Below are 9,680 nucleotides of genomic sequence, written 5' to 3' on the forward strand. Positions count from 1 at the left end.
CCAAGTTATGATCTACAGACTTCTACTGACGTCTGTAAGTCGTTGAAAAGAGGGGCTTCGGCCCCTTTTTTCATTCCAGCGAGCGCCACGGAAATCCACCCACAGCCAGCCTTTTTTAGGCGCCAATCTAGGCACAGGAATACGGGTGAGGCGGCTTCCGGATAGTTGCTGGGACTGAGCGGGGACCATGACGAGCATAGGGCCTAAGTCATTACTTAGGAGCCTCGAAATGGCACTCTCTGATCTGATCGTCCGGCAGGCTAAGACCACCGGCAAACGCTACACCCTCTACGATAACGACTGCCTGAGCCTGATGGTCTCTGTCGCAGGCGGCAAGTCGTGGATATTCCGCTACTCCTGGCTGGGCAAGCAAAAGCGCATGGCCCTGGGCGGCTATCCCGCCCTCAGTCTGCGCGAGGCCCGCGCCGAGCGGGACAAGGCCCAGGCCCTGCTCGCCAGGGGGATCGATCCCCAAATCGAACGCGATCAGCGTCGGCATGCGGCCAAGCTGGCCGGCGAATACACCTTCAAGAACGTCTTCGATGCCTGGGTCGAGCATCGCCGCAAGGAACTCAAGGAAGGCCGCCAAAGTACGCTTTCGCAGATCCTGCGTATCTTCAACAAGGACGTGCTACCCACCCTGGGGAAGATGTCCATCTACGACATTCGCCGGCCCCAGCTCCTGGGCGTCCTGGCGGCGATCGAGAAGCGCAAGGCGTTCACCACCGCCGAGAAGGTCCGTACCTGGTTCAACCAGATGTTCCGCTATGCCCTGGTCATCGCCGAGGGGCTGGAGGTCAACCCGGCCGCCGACCTGGACGTGGTGGCCGAACCCAAGCCTCCGGTGGCCCACAATCCTTATCTCCATCTGCCCGAGATGCCCGAGTTCCTTCAGAAGCTCCGGCTCTACAACCCGCGCGGCTGGCAGACTCAGCTTGGCGTCCGGCTACTGTTCCTGACGGGGGTACGCACGGGCGAACTGCGGTTGGCCGAACCTGAACAGTTCGACCTTGACCGCGGCCTGTGGATCATTCCGCCGCAGGTCGTCAAGCAACTCCAGGACGAAATGCGCAAGGCTGGCAAGCGGCCGCAGGACGTGCCGCCCTACATCGTGCCACTGTCCCTGCAGGCCATCGAGATCGTGCGCTACCTCTTGGGCGTGATGCGGCCGGCGCAGAAGTACCTGCTGTCGCATCGCAGTGAACTCAAGAAACGCATCAGCGAGAACACCCTCAACAAGGCAGTGCAGCTCATGGGCTATGAGGGGCGCCTGACCGGCCACGGCATTCGCGGCACCATCTCGACGGCGCTCAACGAGATCGGCTACCCGAAGATTTGGGTGGATGCGCAGCTTTCGCACTCCGACCCCAACAAGGTGAGTTCGGCCTACAACCACGCCAAGTACGTGGAACCGCGCCGCCGCATGATGCAGGACTGGGCTGATCGCCTCGACCTGCTCGAACAGGGCCAAGTGGAAGCCGCGAGCGCGCACCTGACTATCCGTATCGACGGGGTGCCGGCGATGGCGGAAGTGGAGGAAGCAGTGGGCGCGCCTCCCACGATGATCGAGCCCGCTTCTCCCAGCGTCCCACCCGTGGTGGCCACGCCTATTGTCGTGACCCCGAACAGTGGCGGGATCACGTTCCAGCGGCTGTCGCAGGTGCCGCTGCCTCCGACCCACGCACCGGAGCTGGAAATCTCCGCAATCCAGCGCGAGCGCGAGGAAATGCTGGCCATGTACGAGTCACCGAACAATCTGCCGGTCCCCCTGTTCGGCAAGCTGGCCGGGAAGTCCAAGGACCAGATCAACCGCGAGCTGAAGGCGGGCAAGCTGCTGTCCATCAGCCTGGGCAATCGGGGGCAGCGTGTTCCCGATTGGCAATTGGTGCCGCTCAAGCACAAGCTGGCCCGAGTGCTCATGACCCAGTGCCCGCAGGCGGATTCGTGGGAGCTTTACCGCATGTTGACCCGGCCACATCCGGACCTGGGCGACCGCGCCGCCATCGATATGGTGACGCCCAGCAATCTGGGTGTGGTCGTCCAAGTCATCACGGGCAGCCAACAGGATGCGGATGCTCCCGAGGCTATCTCGCCGCGGCCTGTTCCCGACGAGGTTCGGCAGAGCGTTCGCCGGCTGATGGATCGCGCTGCGGTGCTTGAAGGGGCCTAAACGTCGGCACTACAAGACCCGATGGCCGGGGTTGCCCCGGCCATTGGCTGCCGGCTCAGGCTACGCTCGCTCGGGCGACCTGTAGCGCTCTTCGCTCGAACCGCTCAGACACAGGGTTGACGTGTCCGCTGGGTCGCTGCAGGTGCGTCACGACTTCGTAAGGGCCATCGGATAGCGCTCGCATCCCGATTCCCCATCCAGAAGCTTGTTGGATGCGGGGCTGTGCGGACAGCCCGATGCCATAGCCGGCCGCGACCCAGAGCGCCATCATCTCGAAGGAAGTCACGCGCTGAATGTTCTGCTCGTCCACGGGCACGAGGGCAGATAGCCGCTGATCCAGCAGGGGGCAGGTTTCTGCTTGCCAGCGAAACACAGGATAGTGCACCAACTCGGCGCTCGTGAGCTTGGTATGGGCGAGCAACGGGGAGCACAGCGGCACGGCGACAGCCATGTTCTCGGTCCACAACGGTTGACTCGCTAGAGACGGATCATTCAATCCCTGAAGCGTCACCCCTGCGTCGTAGCGGCCTTCTCGAAGGCCCTCATACAGATCGTCGCCCGTGACTTCAAAAATTGCGAGGGTGATGTCTGGCTCTTCCGCGCGTTGTAGCGCAAATAGCTGCGAAAGTTGCGATGACGGTACGCCCGGCGCGATAGCAAGCCTGAAGCGGGATAACTGGCTGGTGGCGTCGTGCATAAGAGCCCCCAATAAGCAATCGGGTTAAAAAGGCGAGCCAACATGATAACCAAAAGAGTTAAATTTAACGTGGTTAAGTTTCATTGATTGCTTGACGCTTCTGCCAATGCAGAAGCGTAGCGTTCAACGGGGCCGCCCCCCTGGCACAACCACCTATAAAGCCGAGCCGGCACAGGCTTTCGGTCAAGCGGTGCGTGCCGCTCGTATGGGCCGAGGGATCGCTCAAGAAGAGCTTGCCTCTTTGGCCGGCATTGAGCGCTCGCACATGGGAAAAATCGAGCGTGGAGAGCATATGCCCACGCTGGCCCTGATACTGAAAGTAGCCACTGCGCTCAGGATAAGTTCTGCTGAACTGATGACTGCAACAGAGCGCAATATTGGTCTCGGCCCAGATTCTTGAGCGGATTTCCAGCGGGCAGCTTTGTTAGCCACCGAAATGGGTGCGTAGGCGAACGATAAATCGCTCCAGCGGAGCCGGCAGGCTGTCGTCACTAGGCCGAAGCAGGTAGGTCGTGATCACGGCCGAAGCCAGCGCCAACGGACGGATCACCACGTCCGGCCGTTGGCAGGATGCGATTCTGGTCTCCGTGGTGAAACCGACGCCGAAGCCTGCGCCGACAAGAGTGAGCATCATGTCCAGTGAGGACACATGCTCCACAACATTGGGCTCTTGTTCCAGCGACCGAAGAAGGCGTGCCAGTTCACGGCAATAGCCCTCGCATACGTGCGGATCACACAACACAAGTGGGTGACTCCCCAGTTCATGAAGAGGGACCTCCTTGTGGGCGAGCAGCTCGTGCCGCGCTGGCACTGCGATCACCAGCGGGTCATGCCACATGGGTTCGGCAACAATGCCCTCACCGACATCCGCCGTATGCGCGAACCCAATCGTGAAGTCGCCAGACCGCAGGCCACGCAAATTATCGGCCAAAGGCAGTTCGGATAGGCGGATTTCGATCTCCGGCTCCTCTACGCGGCAACGTGCGAGAAAGGCCGACAGCCGAGGATCGATTGCCCCGTCCGAGATAGCGATGCGGATGCTCCCTCGCAAGCCAGAACCGACGGCCTTGGCGTTCTCACGCGCCTGTTCCAAGATGGTGAATAGCCTGCGAACGTCCTGCAAGAATGTCGCGCCTGCTGAGGTCAGCACGGTTCCTCGGCGGTTCCGATCGAAAAGCAGAACACCCAAATCTTCCTCAAGCTCTTTGATGGCTCGAGACAAAGGGGGCTGTTCGATATGCAAGCGCTCGGCAGCCCGCGTGAAATGTAACTCCTCGGCCAGAACTAGAAAGCAACGTAAGTGTCGCAAGTCCATGTTGTGATCTACACGTTAGAGCCATAGGTCGCGTTCTTGTTGGTCGATCGATATCGCCAGGGGAAATAAAAAGACAAGACGATTGCTGGCACAACGACAATCATCATGAGCGCGATACAAAGGATGATCAGGTCGCGCTGGGCGATGCCTACCGCCCCTTTTGAGTTAAAGAGTACCCAGTCGCATCCGGAAAGGCTCAGCACAGCCAACGCTGTGAGCGGATAGCGGATACGGTTCCAGCAAGTTTTCATCATGCCCAGACCTTCTCGAAGTGATGTGCCACCAAACGTAGGCGTACATGTCGGCTTGAATGCGCCTGTACGCGGTATTGCATGGAAGGTAAAATCAGTCAGTTGAGGCCGCTCGTGCGAGCTCGTATCCATACAACAATCCAGAGGCATCCATGCAACGACAGTATTGTATGGTATGTTTGCATGGATTGGAACTAAAAAGGGGGCAAGATTTCACCCATGAACAACAATCCGCAGTTAGGTCGTAAGCTCAAGAAGGCGAACAAAGCCTGGATTCAGCCTTTCCAGGACGGGGCCGGGGCGCGCTACCAGCAGATAGCCCGCCAGATCGTTGATGCGGTACGAGATGGGGTGTTGCGCCCAGGAGATCGGCTGCCGCCGCAGCGCGACCTGGCGCAGACGATGGGTGTCGACCTAACAACGGTGACGCGCGCGTACACCGAAGTGCGTCATGCGGGGCTGCTCGATGCTCACGGCGCCGGCGGGTCTTACATCGCCAACTCGTTGGCTGAGAGGGATCAAACCGTCGACCTCGGTATGAACATCCCCCCTCTGTTGGGTAGCGATGCATTCGGACGGATGATACAGACGGGCATGGCGTACGCCCAGGAACAGCTCAGTGATGGCACCTTGATGAGCTATCACGTCGGTGCCGGCTCGAAGACCGATCGCGAGGCGGCGGCAACTTGGTTGGAACCAGTGTTGGGACGCATCAGCCCCGACAGAATCCTGGTGTGTCCGGGGGCTCAATCGGCGCTGAGTGCGATTCTGCTAGCCTATTCGCAGCCTGGCGACGTGATTGCCGCGGAGAACCTGACGTACCCAGGACTTTTAGCCGCAGGCCGTGTGCTACAACGAACCGTTGTCTCGGTGGCTGCAGATCACGAAGGCATGCGTCCCGACGACCTAGACAGGGTGTGTAAAACGCAGAGTCCAAGGTTCATTTACCTTGTTCCCACCATCCACAACCCAACCGCCACGACCATGTCCGTCGAACGGCGCGAGGCGATCTACGCGGTTGCCTCTCGATACGGGACTGCAGTCATCGAGGATGATCCGTACTGGCTCCTGGCAGGCGACGCACCGCCGCCGCTGGCAACGCTGGCGGGACGCTCCGCGAAGGTGGCGGTCTTCTATATCTCTACGCTTTCGAAATGTCTCGCGCCTGGCTTGCGAACCGCCTATGTCGTCATGCCCGAGGCAAGGCCCATGGAGCCGATGCTGGATGCGCTGCGCGCCATTACTTTGATGACCAGCCAGAGCATGGTTTTAATGACCACCAGTTGGGTTCGCAACGGTCAGGCGCGCGAGATGTTGCAGAAGATCAGGCGTGAGCTCGAGCAGCGCCAAAAGCTTGCCGCACGGATTCTGCCGGGCATCCTGCATGCGCACCCGCACGGGTTGCACCTCTGGCTAGCCTTGCCCGAGAAGCTCGCTCAGTACCGATTGATCCAGACCGCCCAAGAACAGGGACTGGGCGTAGCGAACTCCGATGCCTTCTGCGTACAAGAGCCGGCACCCAACGCCATTCGCCTTTCCCTTGGAGGCGCCAGCGACCAAGCAAGCTTGACGACTGCGCTGGAAAAGCTCTCTGAAATTCTTGGCTTTGCCGACGTAGCTACTGCAAGGTCTGTGATCGTCTAACGAACTGCTCGACCTCGGAAAAATATGCATAGGTGCCGGGAACAGTAGCGACATATTGACATATGCAGATATCGCGAATAGTATTGACTCGTAGCCCGCGCTAGAAACCTCAGGAGGTAGCCCTATGAAAGATTCCAGCGATACCCATCCGAATCACCTTCCCTGGCCGGTATTCGCAACGATATGCGCGTAGCCTACGAGCAAATTTTCGGCCCTGTTCAGTGCGTGATTCCTTTCAAGGATGAAGCAGAGGTCATCGCCATGGCCAACGACTCCGAGTACGGCCTAGCCGGTGCAGTCTGGACTCAAGACATCAACCGTGCGTTACGTTTGGCACGCGCGGTGGAAACCGGACGTATGTGGGTAAATACCTATCATGAGATCCCTGCCCATGCCCCTTTGGTGGCTATATGAAATCTGGCCTAGTACGGGAAACTCACAAGTCAATGCTGGAAGCCTACAGCCAGAAGAAGAATATCTACGTCAGCCTCAACGAAGCACCGCTAGGCTCTTCTGACCTCGTTGATCCATGTTCTTTGACTTATGACATCTAATAATTTAGATATGCAGGTAAATGAAGTGACACAATCAGAACTTTTCAAAACCACTCAGCTGGGCCCATACACCCTCAAGAACCGTATCGTTCTGCCGCCACTGACGCGTTCGCGCAGCTCCCAACCCGGCAATATTGCGAACGACCTGATGGCTACCTATTACCGTCAGCGCAGCGGTGCTGGCTTCATGGTGACCGAGGGCACACAGATTGAACCCCGAGGACAGGGTTATGCCTGGACACCCGGCATTCATAGCCCGGAACAGATACAAGGCTGGCGTAAGGTCACCGACGCTGTTCACGCCGAAGGAGGGGTGATCTTTGCTCAACTTTGGCATGTAGGCCGCGTGTCGCACACATCGCTGCAACCCGGTGGCGAAGCGCCCGTGGCGCCATCAGCCATCCGCGCGGACAACGTCAAGGTGTTCATCGAAACTGGCCCCGGCACGGGTACACTGGCCGACCCTTCGACCCCACGAGCCCTGTCCACCAAGGAGGTAAAGGAACTGGTTGAGCTGTACGCCCAAGCAGCCCGAAATGCTTTGGACGCAGGTTTTGACGGGGTGGAGCTTCACTGCGCGAATGGGTACCTGGTAAACCAGTTCATTTCGGCGCATACCAACCAGCGTGATGATGAATATGGCGGTTCGCTGCAGAACCGTCTTCGCTTCCTGCGCGAAATCACCCTCGCCGTTGCTGGTGTGGTCGGCAAGGAGCGCGTTGGCGTTCGCTTCGCCCCGCTGTTCGCGACCACAGACGAAGACCGCGTCTACCTCGGCCTGGTCGAAGAAGATCCTCACCAAACCTACATCGAGGCAGTGAAGATCCTCGAGGAAGTGGGCATTGCCTACCTGTCGCTCGCTGAAGCCGATTGGGAAAACGCACCCGAGCTGCCCGAGACGTTCCGGGAAGCTGTTCGTAAGACCTTCAGCGGCAAGATTCTCTATGCCGGCAAGTACACCGCTGAACGAGGAAATCGCGTGATAAAAGCTGGCTGGGCCGACCTGATCGCTTTTGGTCGCCCCTTCATTGCGAACCCCGACCTGCCCGCGCGTATCGCCAACAACTGGCCGCTTAACCCACTTGATCCAAGCAGCATGTACGGCGGTACCGATAAGGGCTACACCGACTACCCTACTTACACACCCTAAGCGCTCAGTGCCACGCCCCATAACTCAGGGGCGTGGCTCAGCGTTTGCTGACCGAGGAAGTTAAGCATGTACCAACCGAGCACGACTCCCTACCAAGAGCATAGGGGATTCAAACGGACCTTCAGGCAGGGTCATCTAAGCCTTGGGCTGTTCTTTCCCCTGGAGGCTTTCGAGGGTGACACACCGCGCATGCTGGATCAGGTCGCGCTGGCCAAACGTGCAGAGGCACTTGGTTTTTCGGCGCTCTGGTTTCGCGACGTGCCGCTCAGGGACCCAAGCTTCGGCGATGTCGGCCAGGTTTTCGACCCTTGGGTGTATCTGGGCTACATGGCAGCCCATACAACAAAAATCGCACTAGGCACCGCCTCCATCGCCCTTACTTTGCGTAATCCCTTGCACACGGCAAAGGCCGCAGCGAGCATTGATCAGTTGAGTGGAGGGCGCTTGCTCCTGGGAGTAGCCTCTGGCGATCGTCCCGTGGAGTTTCCCGCATTCAGCGTTGATCCAGAACAGCGCGGCGAGACCTTTCAAGAAAACCTCAATGTGATACGCCAAGCCCATCGAACACACTTCGAGCCCATTCGCTGGAGTCACGGTGAGTTACTGGGGGCCGATCTCGTTCCCAAACCTACGACTCGGGAAATACCGCTATTCGTAACCGGACATAGCCGCCAGTCGCTCGATTGGATCGCGCGTGAAAGCCATGGATGGATCAACTATCCACGTCCGCCAAAAATACAGCGACTCATCGTGGAAGATTGGCGACAGGAAACGGCTAAACAATGTGGCACTATCTACAAGCCGTTCTTGCAATCGCTGTATATCGACCTGGACGAACACCCATCCACGCCGCCCTCGCCTATCCATCTAGGATTTCGACTGGGACGTAACCATCTTCTGGCCTTGCTGGATACACTTCAGGAAATCGGTGTAGATCACGTCATCCTGAACCTCAAGTATGGTAAACGCCCCGCAGCAGAGGTTATCGAGGAACTTGGCAAACATATCGTCCCGCAATTCGGCGCACAGGTGTCCGATAGTCCTACCTGACAGGACAATAGGATTCCAGTCCAAGCCTGCCCATCACTGCGAAGGGCAGGCGCGGAGATCATGGTGAAGCCTTCCAATTTGCTGCGTGAATCAGGAAGATATCCAGATATCGGAAGAGTAGGTATAAAAAATTCATGACTATTGACGTCAACGAAGCCCTGAAAGCATTGGCGAACCCGATGCGCCTTACCATCCTCAATTGGCTCAAGGATCCCAGGACAGCCTTTCCCGGGCAGGAGGTCGACCCAGAAACGGTAGGCGTGTGCGTCAGTATCATCCAAGAGCGCACGGGCCTCTCGCAGTCAACGACATCGCTTTATCTCGCAGCTCTACAGCGCGCGCAATTGGTGACATCGCAGCGGATCGGCCCTTGGACCTACTACAAACGCCACGATGAGAATATCGATGCCTTCCTCAAGGCGCTGCAAGAAAGAATCTAGGTGTGCAGTCCCACGAAGTCATGGTGCATTCTTGAGCCCTCATCAGGAGGATGCGCTATGGCAACAGGTCTTCATGGCTCAGCCCGCACAACACCGCCCCGCGAGTTCGAGCCGAGCTCCAAGCGTCGCAAGAGTCGACGCGCGCCCTTGCCGCCCGCTACGGACTGAACGTCAAGACCGTAGCCAAGTGGGGTTCGCGCTCGACGACAACAGACAAACCCATGGGGCCTGCCAAACCATGTAGCGTCCGGCTCTCGGATGCTGAAGAAGCGATGGTGGTCGATTTCAGGCGCCGCACCCTGCTTCCCTTGGACGACCTGCTGGTGCATCTGTGATGTTGCCCCTGTATTCCCGTCCCCATCCTATTCGCAATAAAGCGCCTGGTCCGTCGATGGTTCCTGGCGCAATT

Annotated in this window: 10 protein-coding genes and 1 pseudogene; 8 read left to right on the plus strand and 3 right to left on the minus strand. The window is 58.5% G+C overall.

Annotated elements, in window-relative coordinates; all coding sequences use genetic code 11:
- Positions 1–229 precede the first annotated feature (229 nt).
- Entirely contained in the window at positions 230–2,170 is a 1,941-nt protein-coding gene (locus AC1Q5S_RS12115) for a tyrosine-type recombinase/integrase (protein WP_039964628.1), read from the plus strand.
- Positions 2,171–2,225: 55 nt separating this feature from the next.
- Here AC1Q5S_RS12115 and AC1Q5S_RS12120 read toward each other — a convergent pair whose 3' ends face one another.
- Positions 2,226–2,867, minus strand: coding sequence for a substrate-binding domain-containing protein (locus tag AC1Q5S_RS12120; protein ID WP_003460389.1), 642 nt, complete (start codon positions 2,865–2,867; stop codon positions 2,226–2,228).
- Positions 2,868–2,973: 106 nt separating this feature from the next.
- Here AC1Q5S_RS12120 and AC1Q5S_RS12125 point away from each other — a divergent pair, with 106 nt between their 5' ends.
- Complete coding sequence (locus AC1Q5S_RS12125) at positions 2,974–3,267, plus strand: helix-turn-helix domain-containing protein (RefSeq protein WP_003460387.1); 294 nt, start codon at positions 2,974–2,976, stop codon at positions 3,265–3,267.
- Positions 3,268–3,291: 24 nt separating this feature from the next.
- Here AC1Q5S_RS12125 and AC1Q5S_RS12130 read toward each other — a convergent pair whose 3' ends face one another.
- Positions 3,292–4,182, minus strand: coding sequence for a LysR family transcriptional regulator (locus tag AC1Q5S_RS12130; protein ID WP_269498167.1), 891 nt, complete (start codon positions 4,180–4,182; stop codon positions 3,292–3,294).
- Positions 4,183–4,190: 8 nt separating this feature from the next.
- A complete protein-coding gene (locus AC1Q5S_RS12135; RefSeq protein WP_039964627.1) occupies positions 4,191–4,436 on the minus strand; it encodes a cytochrome ubiquinol oxidase subunit II in 246 nt (81 codons plus the stop codon).
- Positions 4,437–4,652: 216 nt separating this feature from the next.
- Between AC1Q5S_RS12135 and AC1Q5S_RS12140 the strand changes: the two genes are divergently transcribed.
- The 6 genes and pseudogenes from AC1Q5S_RS12140 to AC1Q5S_RS12165 all read left to right on the plus strand — a co-directional run.
- On the plus strand, positions 4,653–6,077 hold the full coding sequence (locus tag AC1Q5S_RS12140) for an aminotransferase-like domain-containing protein (protein WP_269498169.1): 1,425 nt from the start codon (positions 4,653–4,655) through the stop codon (positions 6,075–6,077).
- Positions 6,078–6,260: 183 nt separating this feature from the next.
- Positions 6,261–6,491, plus strand: a complete 231-nt coding sequence (locus tag AC1Q5S_RS12145; RefSeq protein ID WP_066694822.1) for an aldehyde dehydrogenase family protein — start codon at positions 6,261–6,263, stop codon at positions 6,489–6,491.
- 165 nt (positions 6,492–6,656) lie between these two features.
- Positions 6,657–7,781, plus strand: a complete 1,125-nt coding sequence (locus AC1Q5S_RS12150; protein WP_177173367.1) for an alkene reductase — start codon at positions 6,657–6,659, stop codon at positions 7,779–7,781.
- 66 nt (positions 7,782–7,847) lie between these two features.
- Positions 7,848–8,831 (plus strand): LLM class oxidoreductase, encoded by a 984-nt coding sequence (locus AC1Q5S_RS12155; protein WP_036993199.1) that lies wholly within the window; start codon positions 7,848–7,850, stop codon positions 8,829–8,831.
- Positions 8,832–8,965: 134 nt separating this feature from the next.
- Complete coding sequence (locus AC1Q5S_RS12160) at positions 8,966–9,271, plus strand: ArsR/SmtB family transcription factor (RefSeq protein WP_036993197.1); 306 nt, start codon at positions 8,966–8,968, stop codon at positions 9,269–9,271.
- 57 nt (positions 9,272–9,328) lie between these two features.
- Positions 9,329–9,594: pseudogene (locus AC1Q5S_RS12165) on the plus strand (IS481 family transposase); the annotation flags it as partial.
- Positions 9,595–9,680: the final 86 nt, after the last annotated feature.

The organism is Acidovorax sp. GW835-FHT14B10, assembly GCF_058793725.1.